Raw genomic sequence first — 18,211 nt, 5'->3', positions numbered from 1 at the left:
GTCCCGGCCGGGACGGACCGCGCGGCGCGGCTCCGCACAGGTTCCTCGAGCTTGTGGTCTACGCGGCGGCGGCGTTGTCCCGCTCCAACGCCGTGCGCAGCCACTCGTCCGCGGAACCCGGCGTCGGCTCCGGCGCGCCACCGGGCGGCGTGAGCACCACGGCCGTCAGTTCCCAGTACCGGTCCAGACGCGGATCGGCGGCGAGCCGCAGGGCCAGCAGGCGCCGGAACTCCCGGCTGTCGGGGCTGTCGTAGACGCTCGCGTACGCCGCCACATAGGCGTCCAGCGCCTCACCCGGGTGCGGGTCCCGTGCCCGCCGCAGCGGGGAGCCCGCGAGTTCGTACGCCTCGGAGAGACCCGCGTACAGCGCGGCGGCCCCGTGGGCCCCGCCCACACGGTGCACCTCTGGCTGGGGCCGCCGGCCGCCCGGGCAGGGACCCGTCGTCATCGCATGCAGCCGGGCGAAGGCGAGCACCTGCGCCGGGTCCGGCTCATCGGGCGGCTGGGGAACGGCCTCCTCCAAGAACGCCGACGTCGCCCGGGCGGGCATTCGCGGGGGCAGCCAGGCACGCCAGAACCGGGCCAGCGGCGCCGTGCTCGGCGGGACGTTCACCGCGCCGATCAGCCGCAGCCGGTCGGCCCGCTCAGCCGGCGGGCACTCCCGCACCAGCCGCAGCGCGGCCTCCCGCCAGCGCAACGCCCGTACCTCACTGCCCAGTTCACGCAGACGGCCCGCGACGGCGTCCTCCAGCACCCGGCCCGCCGCGCCCTCGTCCTCGAGGACCCGGCGCACCTCGGGCAGCGGCAGGCCCAGAGTCCGCAGGGAGCGGATCAGCCGCAGTCGCTCCAACGCCTCGGCGCCGTAGCGGCGATGCCCGCCGCCGCTACGGGACGCCTCGGGCAGCAGACCGCGGTCGGAGTAGAAGCGGACGGTCTTCACGGTGGCTCCCGCGCGTTCGGCGAGCTCACCGATGCTCCACACAGCCTCGTGCGACGACAGTTGAACCTCCCTCTGCGGGAGTTCCTACGGTACTGGCGCAGGCGGCCCGGGGCTACGTCCGGGCCCGCGGACCTGGACGCACGCGACCGGCGTGACGTCAGGTGTCGGACCCGAGGAGAGAGTCATGACCGTGTTCATCATGGTGGCGGGCGTGTTCACCGGCGCCGGTGTGTGGCAGGAGACAACCGCGCGACTGACGGAGGCGGGCGGCGAGGTGCACGCGGTCCCGCTCACCGGAGTCGACGCGGGCCACCCCGCCGCGTCCGGCCCCGTCGGTCTGGAGACGCACATCGCGGACGTGATCGCGGTGATCGACGCGGTGGGCCCGGCACCCGGACGTGAGATCGTGCTCGTCGGCCACGACTACGGCATCCATCCGGTGCTCGGTGCCGCCGACCGACGGCCCCAGCACGTCGCCCGCGTCGTGTACCTGGACTGCGGAATGCCACAGAACGGCGTTCCTGCCCTGGCCGCCGTACCGGACCGCGCCCTGCGCGCACAGCTGTCCGACTCGGACCATAGCGACGCCCTCGAAGGCGAGTTGGCTCCGCCCTCCGGTGACGAGTGGCGACGGTGGGGCAGTACGGCCGGCCTGTCCGTATGGGCACTGGAGCGGCTCACGGCCCTTGCCGCGCCGCAACCGCTGGGCACCCTGCTGCAGCCGCTGCGGCTGACCGGAGCGGCGGCCGCGGTGCCCGCCACCGGAGTGCTGTGCACCCGTAACGGTGTCGGCGTCGACCTGCTGCAACAACGCGTCGATCTCGGCGACCCCGCGATGGCGCCCCTGACCGACCCCCGGGTCACCTTCTTCGAACTGCCCACCGGCCACTGGCCGATGCTGTCCTGCCCCTCCGCACTTGCGGACGTGCTGCTGCTTGCTGCGACCGGCGAGGGACGCCGCCTGCGACCGGCCGACGCCGCTGCGACGCCCGTCCATCTGCGGCCGTTCCCGCTGGAGGTGCGCGAAGTGCCGCGCGACCGCAAGGGACATGTCGACCTGTACGTCCCCGACGCCAAGGGCCCGCTACCGGCCGTGGTCCTCGTGCATGGCGGTCCGGTGCCCGCCGGGGGCCGGCCGACCCCGCGCGACTGGCCGACGCTGGTGGGACACGCCCGCCTGGCGGCCGCCGAGGGTGTGATCGGCGTGACCCTCGACCACCGGCTGCACGATGTCGGCGACTTCGAGAACGCCGCCGCGGACGTCACCGCCGCCGTGGAACTGGTGCGGTCCGATCCCCGGGTGGACGCCGACCGGATCGCGCTGTGGTTCTTCTCCAGCGGCGGCCTGCTCAGCGCGGACTGGCTGAGGCACCCCCCTGCCTGGCTGCGCTGCCTGGCCGCCTCGTACCCGATCCTGGCGCCACCGTCCAACTGGGGGTTGTCCGGCAGCCGGTTCCATCCGGTACGGGCGGTCACGCGAGCCGGCGCCCTGCCCGTCGTCCTGCTCCGCGCGGGGCGAGAGACTCCCGAGGTCGCGGCCACCGTGGAGGCGTTCGTGACCGCAGCCGAGGACCGCGGGACACACCTGGAACTGGTCGACGTGCCGAACGGCCACCACGGCTTCGAGACCCGCGACCCGTCCGACGAGACGCGCCTCGCCCTGCGCCACGCGATGCGCTCGGTGGTGAACCGCCTTACCGGAGGAGGCCGCACCGTAAGCGTGTCTCGCGTGTGAGGTGCCGGCCGCGGTGCGGGCGGCCTGGAACACGATCCAGGCATGGAGGAGGTGGGGTGCGTCGGCCCCGCAGCGGGCAGCGGGGCGGAGCGCCTCGGTGAGTTCCGGATCGTCGGCGCCGCGCCGCGCCGCGCCGGCAACCCGTATCTCCGGTCTCGCCCGGTCATCAGACACATCGGATGTATTTGAGTTTGGTCTCTTGACATGCTCTCGCCTGAACGCCCACTGTGTGCTTCGCCAACTCGTGCATTTTTCCGCTCACTTACCCGCATGCGTTGCGTGTCGCGCGCATTAGGAGCGATCATGCTGCCACGGCATCACATATCTCGGCGTCAGAGAATGATCCGATCATTAACTGGAGTAGCTGCCGTGTTTCTCACGGCCGGGCTCCTTGTCCCCACAGCTGCGCGGTCGGCCTCGGCCGCGGCCGCCACCACGACCACGGCCTGGCAGAACGGCAGTTTCCACGTGGACACACCGAATGTGGTCCGCCGGTCCGACATCGTGCTCGGCAAGCCGAACTCGGCTGGTGCGCAGTCGCTGCCCCTGGGCAACGGTTCGCTCGGCACCGCGGTGTGGGCGGCCAACGGATTCACCGCGCAGCTCAACCGCTCCGACACGCTGCCGGGCCGCAAGTCACCCGGGCAGGTGAACATTCCCGGCCTGTCGAAGCTGACCGGCGCCGCGGATTTCAAGGGCTACCTCGACCTGTACACCGGGGTGCTGAACGAGTCCGGCGGCGGCATGACGCTCAAGGCGTGGGTGTCGGCCACGAAGGACGAGCTGGTGGTGGACGTCACCGGCGCCGATCCCAGCGCCGCCCAGTCCGCCTCGATCAGTCTGTGGTCCGGGCGCAGCCCACAGGCGGCGGCCTCGGGAGCGATCGGCACGCTGGCCGAGACGTGGGTGGACAATCAGGAAGCCGGCAGTTCCGGGCGGACCTTCGGATCGCTGGCCGCACTGAGTGCGGGTGGCCGGAGCGTCTCGGCGCAGGTCGTCAACAGCGCGCAGGTGAAAGTGAACTTCACGCCGAACGCCGACGGGTCCTTCCGGGTGATCGCGGGCGCACCCACCTGGACCGGTGGCAGCGCCGGCAGCACCGCCTCCGCGCTGCTGGGCTCGGACGCCGGCGCCGCCGAATCCTCCCTGCTGTCCACCCAGCAGTCCTGGTGGGCGAACTACTGGGCGAACAGCGGAATGCTGGAGGCGAACTCTTCCGACGGCCAGGCCCAGTACATGGAGTCGCTGCGCACGATCTACCTGTTCATGGAGGCCGCGTCCATGCGGGGCGCCATCCCCGGCAGCCAGGCCGGGGTCGCCGACATGTTCAACTTCGGCCAGGACCATCAGAACTGGACGCCGTCGGCGACGTGGCTGTGGAATCTGCGCACGCAGATCTCGGCGAACATGAGCAGTGCCAACTTCGCCCTCAACATCCCGATCTTCAACCTGTACCAGGACAATCTGCCGGCCATCGAGGCATGGACGAAGCAGCAGATGGGCGGCCTGGCGGGGGCCTGCGTGCCGGAGGTCATGCGGTTCAACGGCAACGGCGGCGACCCGTCGCCCGGCGCCAACGCGGCCTGCAGCCGGCCCGGGAGCCCCAATTGGAACGCCCTCGACGTCACCTCCGGCGCGGAGATCAGTCTCTACGTGTGGCAGCAGTACCAGGACACCGGCGACTTGAACTTCCTGCGCACGTACTACCCGCTGATGCGGGACTCGGCGACCTTCCTGCTGGCCTACCAGAAAGTGGGATCCGACGGAAAGCTGCACGCGGTGGCGAACGCGCACGAGACACAGTGGGCGGTGCAGGACCCCACCACCGACCTGGCCGCCGATGCCGCGCTGTTCCCCGCCGTGGTCAGCGCCGCGAAACTGCTGAACACCGACACCTCCCTGCAGTCGCAACTCACCACGGCCCTCAGCCAGATCCCACCGTGGGCCCGCACCGACTACGGTCACACCCAGGTCCTGCCGCCGTCGGCGGATTCCTCCAGCAACGACGTCATCGCCTGGTCCTACCAGCCGACCGCGACGGTCAGGAACGGCGAGAACATCGACCTGGAGCCGGTGTGGCCGTACAACCTGATCACGGACGACCCTGGCGCGCCGCACGACCTCGCGGTGCGCACCTACAACCACCGGGTGTTCTACGGCGCGGGCAACGACTGGAACATGGACGCGATCGATGCGGCCCGCCTCGGCATGGCCAGTGAGGTCGCTTCCCGGCTGGTCGCCATCACACAGGCCCACCAGGTGTACATCAACGGCCTGTCCGACCTGGGCAGCACCGTCGGTACCGAGGGCTACATCGAGCAGGCCGCCGGAGTGGCCACCGCGCTCGACGAGGCACTGGTGCAGGACTACGACGGCACCCTCCGGGTCCCCCCGGCGTGGCCGGCCGGCTGGGACGTCAGCGGCACCGTCGCGGTACAGGGCAACACCAAGGTGAACGTGCAGGTGCAGGGCGGCAGCCCCGTCACCGTGGCCATCCAGGCCGGTTCGTCACAGACGATGAAGGTCCGCAACCCCTGGCCCGGCAAGGCGGTTCAGGTCGTCAACGGCTCCGGCAACGCGGTGGTGGTCCCCTCCACCACCGCCGGTACCTTCAACGTGCCGGTCGTCTCCGGCCAGTCCTACCTGGTCGAGCAGGTCGCCGCCCCCACCACGGCGCTGCCCTACGCACAGGTCTCCGGGTCCCCGGCGACCACCGCCAGACACCTGGGCACCGTTCAGATCGGCATCGACGGCGGTGGCGGCACACCGGGCAACGGCACTGTGGTCTCCTTCAAAGCGCACGCCAACGGCGACTACGTCACCGCCGACAACGCCGGCGCCGACCCACTGATCGCCAACCGCACCGCCATCGGCCCCTGGGAGCAGTTCGACCTGATCGACCAGGGCAACGGCGCCATCGCGCTCCGCGCTCACGCCAACAACAAGTACGTCAGCGCAGACAACGCCGGCGCCGACCCGCTGCTGGCCAAGGTGAACACGGTGGGCACCTGGGAGCAGTTCGAGGTCATCCACAACGGCGACGGCAGTGTCAGCCTCAAGTCCATGGTCAACGGCGACTACGTCACCGCCGAGAACGCCGGCGTCGATCCGCTGATCGCCAACCGAACGGCGATCGGGCCCTGGGAGGAATTCGACCTGATCAACTGACGGCGGCGCATGCCCGCCGCGCAGGCGACCCGGTGAGCGCGGCGACGCCGCCCGGTTCATGCGCGGGGACGACTGTTGTGGAAGCGCGCTTTCGCCGAGCGGCCCGGTGCCGGCCGAGTGCCGGCCGGGTGTCCGTCGAACAGCCCTCGCGGTGCTCGCTTGATCGCCTCCACCGAACCGCGGCGATCTCGCCCATACCGGCCTCCGGCCGCGGCCATGCGGCCCAAGGAGGGTGGTGCGTTGGCGTCAGCCGGCGCACCACCGAGCAGTGTCCGGCGGGGTGGTGGTGCCCGCCCTGACACCCAGCCGGGTGCCTTCAGGCGGCCCAAGGAATTCGTACGTACCGGTGAGCAGGAGACTGTCCGTTCCGGGACGCCGTCCGACACCACGCACGGTGAGGAGCATGCCGGGACCATGAGTGGAGCCGGCATGCTCCTCCGCCACGGTCGACGAGCGACCTGGTGCACGACATCAGCGCGCCGCTGGAGCTGGAGAGTGAAGACGCTGTGGGCGCCCGAGCCTAGAGTCGGGTGCATGGCACTCTCACGTGAAGAACGCGAAGCCTTCCTGGCGCAGCCGCACGTCGCCGCGCTGGGTGTCACCGCCGGTCCCAGCCGCGGGCCGCTACTGGTACCGATCTGGTACGGCTACCGTCCCGGCGGCATGCCGTGGATCCTCACCGGCGCGAACTCGCGCAAACTGAACCTGATCAAAGCCAGCGGCCGGTTCAGCCTCCTCGTGGAGCGCAGCGAACCGACCCCTCGGTACGTGTCCGTCGAAGGTCCCGTTACGGATGTCGCCGAACCCGGCCCCACCGCCCACCGTGACCTCGCCGCCCGGTACCTCCGCGGCGAGGCCCTGGACCGATACACGGTATGGGCCGAGGCCGAACTCGCTGACCACGTCGTGGTCCGGATGCGGCCGCAGCACTGGACCGGCGCCGACCTGGGCACGATCGCCTGACACCGCCGAAGGCGTGGTCGCGGACCCGGGGTGCGTGTGGTCACCTTCGGTCGTCCGGGGGAGGGGATCAGTCGTCCGTGCTCGTGGGTGCCTGTGGCAAGGTGGTGAATCTCCGCCAGACCGGGGCACAGTAGTCGACGCCGAGGAAGCTCTGGAAGTCCCAGTAGACGCCGCCTTCGAGACGGCCGTAGGCATCGCCAGGGCGGGCGGGGCTGTTGAGAGGGTCGTGCTCGTCCTCCCAGTCGATGTCCTTGTACCCGGGGTCGTGGATGCTGTAGTGGGTGAGGTAGGCGCGGGCGTGCTCGATGTCCAGGTCCAGAGCCGGGAACTGGGCCAGCAGGAGGTCGGGGCGCCCCTGGCACGGAAGGTCGTCGAAGAAGGCGCCGATGATGCCGGTCTCCTGCTGGAACTGGTCGATCGCCGTGCCGTGGTGGAACAGCTCGCAGCCCCAGAAGTCGTCGTCGTAGATGAAGACCAGCAGCCCGGGGCAGTCGTAGGCGCGCGAGACGTGGAGCTGGGCGCGTCGGCGCAGGTCCCACTCCCAACCCCGGGTCCATTCCAGCACGGTCCAGTCGCCGCGCCGCTCGTGCAGGGCGTAGGAGTCGCGGTTGACGTCGTTGACGTCCTCGCGGTTGAGCGTGTGCTCCTCGCCGTGCCAGAACTCCTCCAGCGCGGCGTACACCTGCTCGTGGCCGACGCCGTAGAACAGGTTGGTGCGCCGGAATGTACCCATGTGTGCCCCCAAGGCATGTGATCGCCGAACGGCGGCAGGCGCTCCCGCCCGGCAGTGTCGCAGCCGCCCCGTCGCGAGGGTCCCCGGCCGTTTCGACGGGGCGCCGGAGGCTACGTTAACTCCCCTTCCGTTCACGTCGGTTCGGAGGTGTTCGACCGCCCGCTCGGCCTTGCGTCAGCTCACCGCGTCCTCGGCACGGATCAGGTGGCACGCGCCCTGGCACCGTTGATCAGGCTCCATCCGTAATCACCACCGATGAACCCGCCCCCGATCTCGTTGATCTCGGTCTTCCCGTCGTCAGTGACGCCGATGAGGAGCACGTCACCGCCGCAGCGCTGCGCGGCGACGCCGTGCATGCCGCTGCCGTACGTGAGGGGATGCCATCCGCCGCCGTTGTACCCGCCCCATGCCACCTCGGTGTTCTGGTAGGCCGCGTCGCCGAAGACACCGAAGAACGCGAACTCCTGGTACGAGGTGGGGGCTACGGAGATGTCCGTGAGCACCCCCTGATTCGTGAACATCTGGGCCCAGGGCGACCAGCCGGACCCGGGGCTGGTGGCGTTGACGGTGGCCTGCCGGCGGTGGAACGGGGTGCCGTTGAAGTTGAACCCGTCGACCTCGATCGTCCCGTCCGCGTGGGTTCCCGCGACGATCTTGTTCAGGAGGCCGTCCATCTGCTGCCAGCCGTTCCAGTTGTCGACCGAGGGCTGCAGTTGGGAGCGGGTGAAGATCGAGCCGGCGGAGTTGGTGCCGAAGATCTGGAGGGTTCCGTTCTGGTTGCGCGCCACGGAGATCGAGTTGAGGATGCCGTCCATGTTCCTCCATGCCGACCACCCGCTCGATCCCGGACTCGTCTGCGCACGCGAGTGGATCAGCCCGTTCCGGTCCAGGGCGAACAGTTCGATCCGCCCGTCGGCGTTGGTCGCCGCCGCTACGGACGTCAGTGGGGCGGGGGTGTCGTAGTCGGCGGTCCAGTCCGGGGCCGGCTGCCCGGGGACGATGTGGGTGGTGTGCAGGCCGCCTTGCGCGTCGACGGCGAACGCCTGCACCCCCTTCGTGGCGTCCGTCTCGTCCTGGGAGGCCATGGCGACCGAGGAACCGGGGGTGGGGGTGACCGTGGGAAGGCCGTTGCCGGGACGCACCGCGTCGTCGAGCTGACGGTGGGTGTAGTACACCTTGCCGCTGTTGACCGAGGTCACGTCGCACAAGCCGTCGCCGTTGACGTCGCGGAACCGGAGGTCGGCGATGCGCTCGTTCGACTGGTTGAGGTAGACCCAGTGCTGGTCGCCGGCACTGGTGGCGTACCACCAGGTCAAGCCCGTGGTCATGAAGGGGTCGGTGATGCCGTCGCCGTCGAAGTCGCACGTGCGCTGGTTGTCCCGGTTCGCCCCGAGGATGTTCCCGCCATTGTCGTGCAGACCGGTCTCGGTCTGGTCCAGCGCACCGTTGGTGAACGTGGTGGACCACCTGACGGTGTGGGCGAAGACGTTGTTCTCGACGTCGAAACCGTCCGAGGGCGTGCCGCGCAGTTTGATCTCGGTCGAGTTCGTGGAGGGGAAGGAGTTGTAGGCGATGTCGGCGTACTCGCCCGCCGGCCCGCACTGGTAGTTGGAGCAGTCCCCGCGGCCGTGCATGTCGATGAGGTGCTCGTAGTGGTCCCATCCCAGCAGCGAGAAGCCGAGTCCGGGTGACTCCATGAGGTTGCGGTACACGAGGTACCCGGTGCCGGGCCGGCCGTCGCCGGTGACCGAGTGGCGATTGGCCTGGAACTCGTTCTTCTCGATCAGCGCGTAGGCGCCGTTGTTCAGGGCCACCCCGTAGCCGGCGCCGTGGTGGCTGCCGAACGCGTCCTCGATGCCGTCCATGGTGGGGTGCTGGTTGTCATGGATGTAGTCGTCGTGCACCCACACCGTGTCGGCGTTGGCGCGGTTGATCCGGTTGCCCGGATCCTGCACGTTGATCGCCGCACCGCGCCACCGGGCGAACTCGTCGTGGTCGATCTCCACGTTCTGGCTGGACCAGATGTCGATACCGTTGGCGTCCGTGGTACCCACCGACGCTCCGGGGTCCATCGGCTCCCCGCCGTCGAACCTGATCCCGCTGATCCGCACGTTGTCCGAGGTCCCGCCGTTGCTGTCCCCGATGGTGAGCAGCGTGCGCGGGAACGTCGTCGTGAAGATGCGCGGCCCTTTCGCGACGACCGTGCGGTCGCCGATGATCCGAACCCCCGGCGCTACCGGTATGGCCGACAGGCCGCTCAGGTCCAGATTGACGCTCCCCGCGATCACCACCGTCGCGTCGGGGGTACCGATCGCCTGGACGAACTGGTTCTGCTGGTCGTTGGAAGTGATGCTGAAGTTCTGCGAGTTCGCCGCGCGGTCGGCGGCCCCTGCGGGCACGCTCGCCGACGCGGTGCCCCCGGACACGGCCAGCGAGGCCACCATGGCCCCGACGACTGCGAACAGCCGGCTCTTTCTCGAAATGTTCATCCCTGTCCCGGTTCTCGGCCCATGTGCTGATTCGGTGGAGCCGACCTGTTCGAGGCCGCGCACCCTCAAAAGTGCGCTGCCTGTGCAGCCCCGCGTGACCACCTGAGGGTTGGGCGTTCCACTCCGTTCCGCGCCGTTCCACGCGGCCGTCAGGCCGTCGCGATCCGCGGTGAACGCGGCCGCTTGCCGGTGGGGCGAGGGTGCGCCCGGTGCGGGAAGCGGCGCGGGAGACGGACAGTCCGGGGCTGATGATGACCGAGGCGCCGATGGGGGCCGCGTCGGGCCTTCGTGGCTTGCTCATCGTCAGCGGACGTACGTCACCGTCTCGCTGAGCGGTGCCCGGCCTGTGCGGGGGGAACGCGTCGTGGTGTCCTCGAATCCGACCGACATGCCGCAGAAGAGGATGAGCTCGTCCGGGGGCGACAGGACCTCCGCGACGGTCGTCCGGTATTTCGCCCAGGCCATCTGTGTGCAGCTGTGCAGTCCTTCGGCGCGGAGCAGCAGCATCACGGTCTGCAGATACATGCCGACGTCGGACCATTGGGGTCGGCCCATGTCACGGTCGATGTAGCAGAACAGCGCGACGGGCGCACCGAAGCAGTCCCAGTTGGCGGCCGCGGCCCTCTGGCGCGCCTGCAGGTCCTCGCGCGGGATGCCGAGTGCGCCGTAGCGCTGCTCGCCGAAGGCGGACCGGCGCTCGTGGTAGGGGGACTCCAGCGTCGGCGGGTACTGCTCGTACTCCGGTTCGTCCCAGGGGTCGCCCGAGGCCACCCGTTCGCCGGCGCGCTTCTTGAGCTCGGCCAGCGGCTCGCCGGTCAGCACGTAGAGGTGCCACGGTTGAAGGTTCGACGCCGACGGCGCCCAGGCCGCTGCGCGCAGAACTCGCTCCAGTACCTCGCCGGGCACGTGCCTGTCGGTGAATGCGCGCATTGCCTGACGGGTCACCACGGCCTCATAGACGTCCACGGCTTCCCACCTCCGTCCGCTCTCACTTCATCGACCACGGAAGGGAGCGAAATGTGACAAGCCGGCGCTCGTTCCGGTACGACAGGCATGCCGGAAACCGTCCGCGCGGGAGGTCGGTGGTAGGTGTCTTGCGAGGGCCTCGCCGGCCGGGCCGTACCGTCGGTGTGCGGGAGGGTGGGTTCGGCGGCGGGCGGAACACGGGGCTGGTGGGTCGCGCGGTGGTCCCGGGGCGACGCGCGGCCTACGGGGCCTTCGCGGCGCCTCCGGAGCAGGGCGTCGGCGCATCCCGTACCGCGAACCGCGGAACCGGCCGACGTACCCCCCGTATGCTAAGATAACACGAAGGTTCGTTTTTTTCCGCATAGGATGGATCCATGCCCAAGGTCACGCAGGAGTACATGGACGCCCGCCGCGCGCAGATCCTGGACGCGGCGCGCCGGTGCTTCCTGCGCGACGGATTCCATTCGACATCCATGCAGGATCTCTTCGCGGAGTCGGGCCTCTCGGCCGGCGCGGTGTACCGGCATTTCGCCAGCAAGAACGAGATGATCACGGCGATCGTCGAGGAGAACATGCGTGACGTCCTGGCGATGGTCAACAGCGTCGCCAGGAACCGCCCGAGCAGTTCGATCGGGGACCTCATCGCCGATGTCCTCGACATCGTGAAGACGAAGACCGCTGAGCAGAACATCGCCGGGCTGTCCGTGCTGGCCTGGTCCGAATCGCTGCGGAACCCCTCGCTGGCCGAGCAGTTCGACGACCTGCTGACGCAGATGCGATCCGCTCTGACCGATGTCATCCGCGAGAACCAGCAGAGCGGCAGACTCACGCGCGCGGCGTCTCCGGAAGCGATTGCCGCCACATTGATGTGCATGCTGCCCGGCTACATTCTCCAGTTGACGATGGGGGACTCCCAGTCTCTGGAGGACGTTCCGGACGCCTTGCGGGCTCTCTGGCCGGATCCGGCGACGTCCTGAGCCGTCGAGCCACGAGTGGTTCCACGGATCTGCCGGAGCGACCGTCCAGCCGACCTTCCCCATGCTCGGATCGTCAGGGAACCGAGCTTCGACGGGTTCACCACCAGCACTGCGTCAGCGTGGTGCGCGCTCCGACGTTCACCGTGAGGACCACGGCACGGTGTCCTCGCGACAGGCCCGGCTGACGAGCCGGGGCGCGCCGGCCGGGGACTGACCGAGGGTCTCGGCGATCTGCCGGTACGGGTAGTCGAATGCTTCCCGGGGCACGTACGCCGCCCGCTGGGCCGGCGTGAGTCGTTCCATGGGTGGCGCGACCTCACGCGTGAACGTGACGGTGAACGACTGCCTCATTCATGGGCGGGGTGCCGGGCGTGCGAGTGCGGACGGTTCGCGAGTGTGGACGGCAAGGCCGCCGGGGTTCCGTTTCCGGCCGGGGAATCCGCGCTCCTGTCGTCGTCGGCGAGATCTTCTGCGAGCCCCTTGTTCGCGACGGCGGAGTCTCGGCGGCCGAAGGTGACGGCTGCCAGCCCCAGAGTGCTCCACAGCACGAGAACGGCGATGTGGCCTGCGGATCCGGCGCCGTGAAAATAGGCCGTGCTGCGCAGAAGATTCGCGCCGGCGCCCGGCGGCAGCCACTGGCCGATGTCGCCCACGGCCTTGGGCAGCAGTTCCGGCGCGGACGTGATGCCGGAGAACGGGTTCCCCACGAAGACCATGAGCGCCGCGCTGAGCCCGATCCCGGCAGGACCGATGAGGGTGATCAGGCCGACGCTGGTCGCGCTGATGGCGAGCATGGTGAGGGACAGAGCCCCCCAGGTGGCCACATGCTCGTGCGGCAGGGCACCGAGGAGACCCTCGGCGACCAGATAGGCGGCGAGGCTCGTGGCGGCGCACGCGGCGAACAGGTCGACGAGTCGGCGCCACACCGACATCTGGGCACCCGACGTCGCGATGAGAGCCGCGATCAGAATGCTGCATATCGTGAGAGGAAGAAGCGCCGAGTTGAAGACCACACCCCGGGGGTCGTCGGCAGCGGTGGGCACGACATCCACCGTTCGGAAACCGACCTTGGGCGCCGGCTTGGCCAGGCTCTTCCCCACAGTGGACCTGTGGGACGTGCCGACAGGCGGTGTGGCAGTCTTCGCGGGCAACTTGGCCGCGTGGGCGGCGAGTTGCTGGCCCGTCGCGGTGAGCAGCTGAGCCACGGTCGTACTCGCCGCAGTGGCCTCCAGTACTGTGACGTGGCCGGCGGTGACGACGAAGGCGCCGTAGATCTCACGGTTCTTGATCGCGGACCGCGCCGATGCCTGGGTGGGGTAGAGGTGGAAGTCGAATCCGCCCGGCTTGCTGTGCGCCAGGCCCTCGACCGCCTTCTGGCCGGCCGTGCTCGTGCCGACCACACCCACGGGCAGATCACGGGGCGCGATGCGCGATGCGGGCCATGCGTATGCCATCACGGCCAGCGAGATCACCAGCGGCAATGCCACGGTCACGATGACGGTCCGGCGCCATGAGGGCGGTCCCGCCGACAGTTTCTTCACGATCCTACCCCTAAAAAGACGAACGATCATTTTCTTAAGCCTCAAGTCTGCCGTCGTCACTGACGCACGTCAATGCGAACATTCGTTTTTCTTGGGAGGGGGGGAGATCCTTCGGCGCCGCCGGGCGCCTTCAGGATTGCCGTGCCCGCGGTGGGTCGCCGTCTCGGCGTCCCAGCGTCCCGGCGGCCACGGCCTGTGATCGCGGACGCCGTGGTCCAGGCTGGGCTGTGCTGGGGCGGGCCGGGCCGGGGCGCGGAAAGTGGCCCGCCTCGGGGGCAGCCGAGGGGCCACGGAGCCGGGGCGCCTACGCCCGGCCTACGTCGTACGGCTCTGCCCGGCCCACGTCGTACGGCTCTGCCCGGCCCACGTCGTACGGCTCTGCCCGGCCCACGTCGTACGGCTCTGCCCGGCCCACGTCGTACGGCTACTCCCGGCCCACGTCCTACAGATCACGGTGCTTGTTCCGCTGTCGCATCGGGGGTTGCCGAAACGGTTCGGGCGTGGTCGTCGGAGTCGCGCACGCGTTGAGGGCGGGCTGGTCGTCGGCGGTGTTGAACCAGCAGGATCCATCCGGCGATGCTGACCAGTCCGGGGCTGATCGTCCGGTAGAGGAGGTCGGCGGCTGTGGCGGCGCTGACGGGTACCCCACCGTGGTGCAGGGTGAGGACCAGGGCCGCGTCGAGAACGCCGATCCCCGCGGGCAGCAACGGCAGCGCTGACGCGGCCGTCATCCCGGCGATGTAGGCGAACAGCGCCGTGCTCAACGAGGGTGATGCGCCGACCGCACGGCACACGGCGAGCAGGCACACGAAATCTCCGCCCCAGTTGAGGAGGGCCAGACCGAGCCCCCGTGCCCAGAACCGGGCCGGGGGACGCATGGCAGCCAGTTCGTCGAGGAGCCGGTCGGCCGACGTCTGCTCCACGACACCGCGGCGCAGCCTGCGCAGCAGGTGAAAAAGAGCACGGAGGGGCCGACGCAGCACGGCGGGGTGGTGGAGCAACGCGAGCACGGCGCTGGTGAGGGTACAGATCGCCCCGACCTGGACGGCGACCCAGAGGAGTCGAGAGCTGTCCCCCGCGAGGACGCTGCCGGCACCGGCGAGCAAGGCGAACGCGATGGTGCTCAGAACACCGGTCACCGCGTGAGCGAAGCCGATCTGGGACGCGCTGGCGCCCCAGGAACGCATGCGGCGCGTCCGGTAGGTGAGCGAGAGCAGACTACCGCCGGGCAAGGTCGCGCCCACTGCGTTGCCGGCGAACACGGTGGCGGTGGCGGAACCGAGCCGGACGCGCAGTCCGCCGGTACCGAGCGCGTGCCGTTGAAGGCGGGCGAACATCATCATGGAAACCATCTCACCGGCGACGGCCGGAATGAGCCATGTCAATTGAGCATGGGCCAACTGCCCTGCCGCCCGGCGCGCGTAGGGCGCGATCACCACCGATTCGGCGATCACCACCACCACGACGACGCCTGCCATCACCGCGCTGCGCCGACGCAGGAGCAGCACGGGCGTGAACCGCTTGGTCCGGTGAGCCCGCTCCGGACCGCTCGTCGCGTCCGTGCCCCGATCGCGTTCCCCGCCGGTCCCGGTCCCGGCCTCGTGCGCCTCGTGCGAACCACTCAGGCTCATCGCGGCAACGGCCAGTGCGGCAGGATGCGGAACGAGCCTTCCAGGTGCACCTGACACCGTGTGTGCTCCGGCACCATCAGGTCCCAAAGCCCCGCGAGGAAATGCACGTCGAGGCTGGCGACCGCGGTACGACCCCGTTCCTTGCCGACCGAACACGTTGATGGGTTGGCGATGTTGAGACGCGCCAGGGGAGTGACGTCGGTGATGCCGTTGACCGTGAGTACGGCGACAGGGGCCTGGGGGGTGATGCTTTGATGAGAGGGGCGGTTGCGGACCAGCCGTAGCTCTCCCGCGGATTGGGCGAGTTGACGCCCTATGTCTGTCCGGCGCGACCAGGAGTGCCAGGAACGGCGCTCTTCGACGCTGTCCGATATCCGGAAGCGCACCACGCCCTCTGCCGGTCTTCTGCCGCCACGGCTGACGAGGAAGGCTTCTACGAAGTGCAGTGGCAGACGCGAGGAGGCGTGGCCGCGACGCCGGCTGCACAGCCAGCCGTCGGCCTTGCCGTCACCGCTGTCTGATGACCTCTGCCCGGCACTTGGGTGGTCCCCGTCGCCCGGAGGTGGGGGAGGAGGGGGAAAGATCATGGTGGACTACCTAGGGGGAAGCTTCGGCTGTGGAGTTGAGCGGTCTGCCCAGGTCGGCTCGGGAGTGTTCCGGGCGATCGGCAGGGGTGACCGGGCCGGGTCTTCGGCCTGACGGCGTGTTCGCCGGCGGTGCGGACGAGGCCGACGACCGCGCCCGGAAGCGGGATGAGGAACGTAGGCGTTGACGAAGCCGCGGAGCCGTCGCGGCGCGTCGGTCTGCTCGCTCCACCAGCCTCCTTGCTCGACATCGGCGACGGTGTCGTGGATGCCCGCGCGGGGAGGAGGGCAGGGCGGCGTGGTCGGGAAACGCCAGTGCGCGATGAGTGCGGTCAGTGTCGCCGCGGCGAGGCGGCTGCGTGGTCCCGTGGACGGCGTACAGCAGTACCACCAGCAGCAATTCCCCCCACCGACTCGGCAGCCCGCGCCCAGCCGGTGACTGTGAAGGACGGGGAAGCGGATGTGGTGTGAAAGCGGGCAGGACGGCCATCAGGCGTCCTCACGTCATGACCGCGGGCCGCTGTGCGAGCCAGTCCCGGGTGAGGGAATAGCCGGCCTGGACCAGTCGCCGGGTGTCACGGAAGTCGATGAGGCTACCCACCGGGGTGTCGGCGGCCGGCAGTCGTACGACCGACCCGCGGACTGCCGCCACGTCCCGCCGCTCGCGCTCGTCCAGGATCTGGCCCACCGCCCGGTAGGCGGCGAGCAGGACCGCATGCGCGTGACGGTCCGTCTCTTTCGTGACGGCGGCAGGCAGCACGTAGATGGTGGTCGCGCCGAGTGCTTCCGCCTGGAGCACAGGCGTGTCCGCAGACACGCCGCCATCGATGAGAAGACGCTCCCCGACGCGCACGGGAGCGTACAGCCCCGGGAAGGCCGCCGAAGCGAGCAGCGCTGAAACGGCGTTGCCCCGGGACAGAACGACCGCGGCACCGGTCTCGAAATCGGTCGCCACGACGTGCGCCGGGACGACCACGTCCTCGAGCCGTCCGACGCCGACCCCGAACCGCAGCAACTGCCGCAGTCCCGCGCTCGAGACCGCCGCCTCTCCGCGCCCCACCGCGGCCATGACCAGAGTCCGGAGGGAGAACGGCGCGACATGCCGGCGCTTGATGCTCAGCCACAGCGCTTCCAGCCGCTCGATGCCCTCGATGCTCGGGTCGGCGGCGAACGCAACGCCGTTGAGCGCACCAGCCGAAGACCCCACGACGAGATCAGGGGTGATCCCCGCCCGCGTGAGCGCCCGCAGCGCGCCCACCTGCGATGCGCACAGACTGCCGCCGCCCTGCAGTACGAACGCCACGATGTCGGGCGATGCCGGCTCAGCCGTCGAAGGCACGGACAGGACCCCGTCTTCCCGGGGAACCTGAAACGGAGCGATCGCCGAACTTCCGGTTCGCAGGGTACTCATGGCGCCTCCTCCCTTCCGGGAACAATCGTTCTGTTTGGCGCTGCCCATCCTGCGGCACTGACGGAAGATGAGTCAAGACGAACATTCGTTTTCCTTTGTGGCTCCCAGAAGCTCGCAATCCGACGGCGCGGACACCGTCGTGGATCTGTGACATGGGTCAGGACCCGGTCGTCACCGTGCGCGGTAATCGCCCTCAGTCACTCGATCCGTCCATCCGGTCCTCGCCGCCGGTCGGAGTCGGCGTGGCGTGTCAGGCCGGTGGTCCCGGGGGTTCAAGCCCGCGCGTGGGAGGGTCATCCGTCCGCGGCGTCTTCGGCTTCCCAGCGCAGGAGGTTGCCGGGCTGGCAGTCGAGTACTTCGCAGAGTGCGGCGAGGGTCGCGAAGCGTACCGCTTTGGCGCGGCCGTTCTTGAGTACCGCCAGGTTGGCGGGGGTGATGCCGATACGGTCCGCGAGGTCGCCCACGGACATCTTCCGCTTGGCCAGCATCACGTCGATGTCGACGACGATGGGCATCAGATCACCTCGTCCAACTCGGCCTGCATCCGCGCCGCTTCCACGTCGCGCACGACGGCTTGGGCGAGCAGCATCCGCAGTACGAGCACGATGAGTGCGACTCCCAGGATGGCTACGCCGACCCCGCCCATGATGACGGTGACGCCCGGGTCGTCCCGCTGGCCCGGCGCATTGATGGCCGTGACGGCGAACCACACGAGGGCGGCGGCCACGATCGCGCCGATCACGATGTCCACGTACCGGAAGGCGGCGTGGGAGAACACGGTTCCGCGTCGCACCATCGTCACCAGTCGCCATACGCAGAACAGGGCGACCTGGGCCGATGCCATACCCAGGATCGTGATCACGCGCAGCGGGGTCAGTGGGAGTGACCCGTCCTCCGGGTCGTTCCCGCTGACCAACGCCCACACCATCCCCGCCTGTACGAACACGGTGCCGGTGAGCACCACCACGAGCACGGCGCGCAGCGCACGTACGGCCAGCTTTCCCATGACTCACCCCTCCATCGAGTTACGATAAAAATCTATCGAAATTCGATAGACGAGGCAAGGATTGAGG

General features: G+C 69.4%; 15 protein-coding genes. 4 read left to right on the top strand and 11 right to left on the bottom strand.

Features of this window, described 5'->3' with window-relative positions; all coding sequences use genetic code 11:
- Nucleotides 1–58 precede the first annotated feature (58 nt).
- Complete coding sequence (locus tag ACFVTC_RS35580) at nucleotides 59–1,000, bottom strand: MerR family transcriptional regulator (RefSeq protein WP_390132779.1); 942 nt, start codon at nucleotides 998–1,000, stop codon at nucleotides 59–61.
- A gap of 124 nt (nucleotides 1,001–1,124) precedes the next feature.
- Here ACFVTC_RS35580 and ACFVTC_RS35575 point away from each other — a divergent pair, with 124 nt between their 5' ends.
- The 3 genes from ACFVTC_RS35575 to ACFVTC_RS35565 all read left to right on the top strand — a co-directional run bounded on the left by ACFVTC_RS35575 (nucleotide 1,125) and on the right by ACFVTC_RS35565 (nucleotide 6,806).
- Nucleotides 1,125–2,675, top strand: coding sequence for an alpha/beta hydrolase (locus ACFVTC_RS35575; protein ID WP_390132766.1), 1,551 nt, complete (start codon nucleotides 1,125–1,127; stop codon nucleotides 2,673–2,675).
- 369 nt (nucleotides 2,676–3,044) lie between these two features.
- A complete protein-coding gene (locus ACFVTC_RS35570) occupies nucleotides 3,045–5,843 on the top strand; it encodes a hypothetical protein (RefSeq protein ID WP_390132764.1) in 2,799 nt (932 codons plus the stop codon).
- Nucleotides 5,844–6,377: 534 nt separating this feature from the next.
- On the top strand, nucleotides 6,378–6,806 hold the full coding sequence (locus ACFVTC_RS35565) for a pyridoxamine 5'-phosphate oxidase family protein (protein ID WP_390132762.1): 429 nt from the start codon (nucleotides 6,378–6,380) through the stop codon (nucleotides 6,804–6,806).
- Nucleotides 6,807–6,873: 67 nt separating this feature from the next.
- Here the strand turns inward: ACFVTC_RS35565 and ACFVTC_RS35560 are convergent, their stop codons facing one another.
- From ACFVTC_RS35560 to ACFVTC_RS35550, 3 genes are all read right to left on the bottom strand, one after another.
- Nucleotides 6,874–7,539 carry a hypothetical protein gene (locus ACFVTC_RS35560; RefSeq protein WP_390132760.1) on the bottom strand — a complete coding sequence of 222 codons (666 nt, stop codon included), beginning with the start codon at nucleotides 7,537–7,539 and terminating at the stop codon, nucleotides 6,874–6,876.
- 200 nt (nucleotides 7,540–7,739) lie between these two features.
- Nucleotides 7,740–10,028, bottom strand: a complete 2,289-nt coding sequence (locus tag ACFVTC_RS35555) for a tectonin domain-containing protein (protein WP_390132758.1) — start codon at nucleotides 10,026–10,028, stop codon at nucleotides 7,740–7,742.
- 303 nt (nucleotides 10,029–10,331) lie between these two features.
- Entirely contained in the window at nucleotides 10,332–10,994 is a 663-nt protein-coding gene (locus tag ACFVTC_RS35550) for a nitroreductase (protein ID WP_390132756.1), read from the bottom strand.
- A gap of 374 nt (nucleotides 10,995–11,368) precedes the next feature.
- Here ACFVTC_RS35550 and ACFVTC_RS35545 point away from each other — a divergent pair, with 374 nt between their 5' ends.
- Nucleotides 11,369–11,971, top strand: a complete 603-nt coding sequence (locus ACFVTC_RS35545) for a TetR/AcrR family transcriptional regulator (RefSeq protein WP_390132755.1) — start codon at nucleotides 11,369–11,371, stop codon at nucleotides 11,969–11,971.
- Between the two features lie 138 nt (nucleotides 11,972–12,109).
- On the opposite strand, the gene ACFVTC_RS35540 is transcribed toward ACFVTC_RS35545, so the two are convergent.
- From ACFVTC_RS35540 to ACFVTC_RS35510, 7 genes are all read right to left on the bottom strand, one after another.
- Nucleotides 12,110–12,274 carry a sigma factor-like helix-turn-helix DNA-binding protein gene (locus ACFVTC_RS35540; RefSeq protein ID WP_390132753.1) on the bottom strand — a complete coding sequence of 55 codons (165 nt, stop codon included), beginning with the start codon at nucleotides 12,272–12,274 and terminating at the stop codon, nucleotides 12,110–12,112.
- Between the two features lie 44 nt (nucleotides 12,275–12,318).
- Complete coding sequence (locus ACFVTC_RS35535; RefSeq protein ID WP_390132751.1) at nucleotides 12,319–13,512, bottom strand: ABC transporter permease; 1,194 nt, start codon at nucleotides 13,510–13,512, stop codon at nucleotides 12,319–12,321.
- A gap of 449 nt (nucleotides 13,513–13,961) precedes the next feature.
- Nucleotides 13,962–15,143 carry a YbhN family protein gene (locus ACFVTC_RS35530; RefSeq protein WP_390132749.1) on the bottom strand — a complete coding sequence of 394 codons (1,182 nt, stop codon included), beginning with the start codon at nucleotides 15,141–15,143 and terminating at the stop codon, nucleotides 13,962–13,964.
- Nucleotides 15,140–15,532 carry a hypothetical protein gene (locus ACFVTC_RS35525; protein WP_390132747.1) on the bottom strand — a complete coding sequence of 131 codons (393 nt, stop codon included), beginning with the start codon at nucleotides 15,530–15,532 and terminating at the stop codon, nucleotides 15,140–15,142. Before ACFVTC_RS35525 ends, ACFVTC_RS35530 begins: the two co-directional genes overlap by 4 nt.
- A 694-nt stretch (nucleotides 15,533–16,226) precedes the next feature.
- Nucleotides 16,227–17,186, bottom strand: a complete 960-nt coding sequence (locus ACFVTC_RS35520) for a patatin-like phospholipase family protein (RefSeq protein WP_390132745.1) — start codon at nucleotides 17,184–17,186, stop codon at nucleotides 16,227–16,229.
- A 245-nt stretch (nucleotides 17,187–17,431) separates the two neighbouring features.
- The gene (locus tag ACFVTC_RS35515) at nucleotides 17,432–17,653 is read right to left on the bottom strand and encodes a helix-turn-helix domain-containing protein (RefSeq protein WP_390132743.1); all 222 of its coding nucleotides are present in this window, start codon (nucleotides 17,651–17,653) and stop codon (nucleotides 17,432–17,434) included.
- The gene (locus tag ACFVTC_RS35510) at nucleotides 17,653–18,144 is read right to left on the bottom strand and encodes a DUF2975 domain-containing protein (protein WP_390132741.1); all 492 of its coding nucleotides are present in this window, start codon (nucleotides 18,142–18,144) and stop codon (nucleotides 17,653–17,655) included. The genes ACFVTC_RS35515 and ACFVTC_RS35510 overlap by 1 nt, the downstream gene beginning before the upstream one ends.
- Nucleotides 18,145–18,211 lie beyond the last annotated feature (67 nt).

The organism is Streptomyces sp. NPDC057950, from assembly GCF_042887295.1.
Lineage (GTDB): Bacteria > Actinomycetota > Actinomycetes > Streptomycetales > Streptomycetaceae > Streptomyces > Streptomyces kaempferi.
Note: the sequence above shows the minus strand (reverse complement) of the source record. Positions and strands in the feature narration are given on the sequence as shown.

Coding starts and splice junctions, on each gene's coding strand:
- ACFVTC_RS35575 (WP_390132766.1), top strand. CDS start 1,125: ATGACCGTGTTCATCATGGTGGCGGGCGTGTTCACCGGCGCCGGTGTG.
- ACFVTC_RS35565 (WP_390132762.1), top strand. CDS start 6,378: ATGGCACTCTCACGTGAAGAACGCGAAGCCTTCCTGGCGCAGCCGCAC.
- ACFVTC_RS35560 (WP_390132760.1), bottom strand. CDS start 7,539: ATGGGTACATTCCGGCGCACCAACCTGTTCTACGGCGTCGGCCACGAG.
- ACFVTC_RS35555 (WP_390132758.1), bottom strand. CDS start 10,028: ATGAACATTTCGAGAAAGAGCCGGCTGTTCGCAGTCGTCGGGGCCATG.
- ACFVTC_RS35545 (WP_390132755.1), top strand. CDS start 11,369: ATGCCCAAGGTCACGCAGGAGTACATGGACGCCCGCCGCGCGCAGATC.
- ACFVTC_RS35540 (WP_390132753.1), bottom strand. CDS start 12,274: ATGGAACGACTCACGCCGGCCCAGCGGGCGGCGTACGTGCCCCGGGAA.
- ACFVTC_RS35530 (WP_390132749.1), bottom strand. CDS start 15,143: ATGAGCCTGAGTGGTTCGCACGAGGCGCACGAGGCCGGGACCGGGACC.
- ACFVTC_RS35520 (WP_390132745.1), bottom strand. CDS start 17,186: ATGGGCAGCGCCAAACAGAACGATTGTTCCCGGAAGGGAGGAGGCGCC.
- ACFVTC_RS35515 (WP_390132743.1), bottom strand. CDS start 17,653: ATGCCCATCGTCGTCGACATCGACGTGATGCTGGCCAAGCGGAAGATG.
- ACFVTC_RS35510 (WP_390132741.1), bottom strand. CDS start 18,144: ATGGGAAAGCTGGCCGTACGTGCGCTGCGCGCCGTGCTCGTGGTGGTG.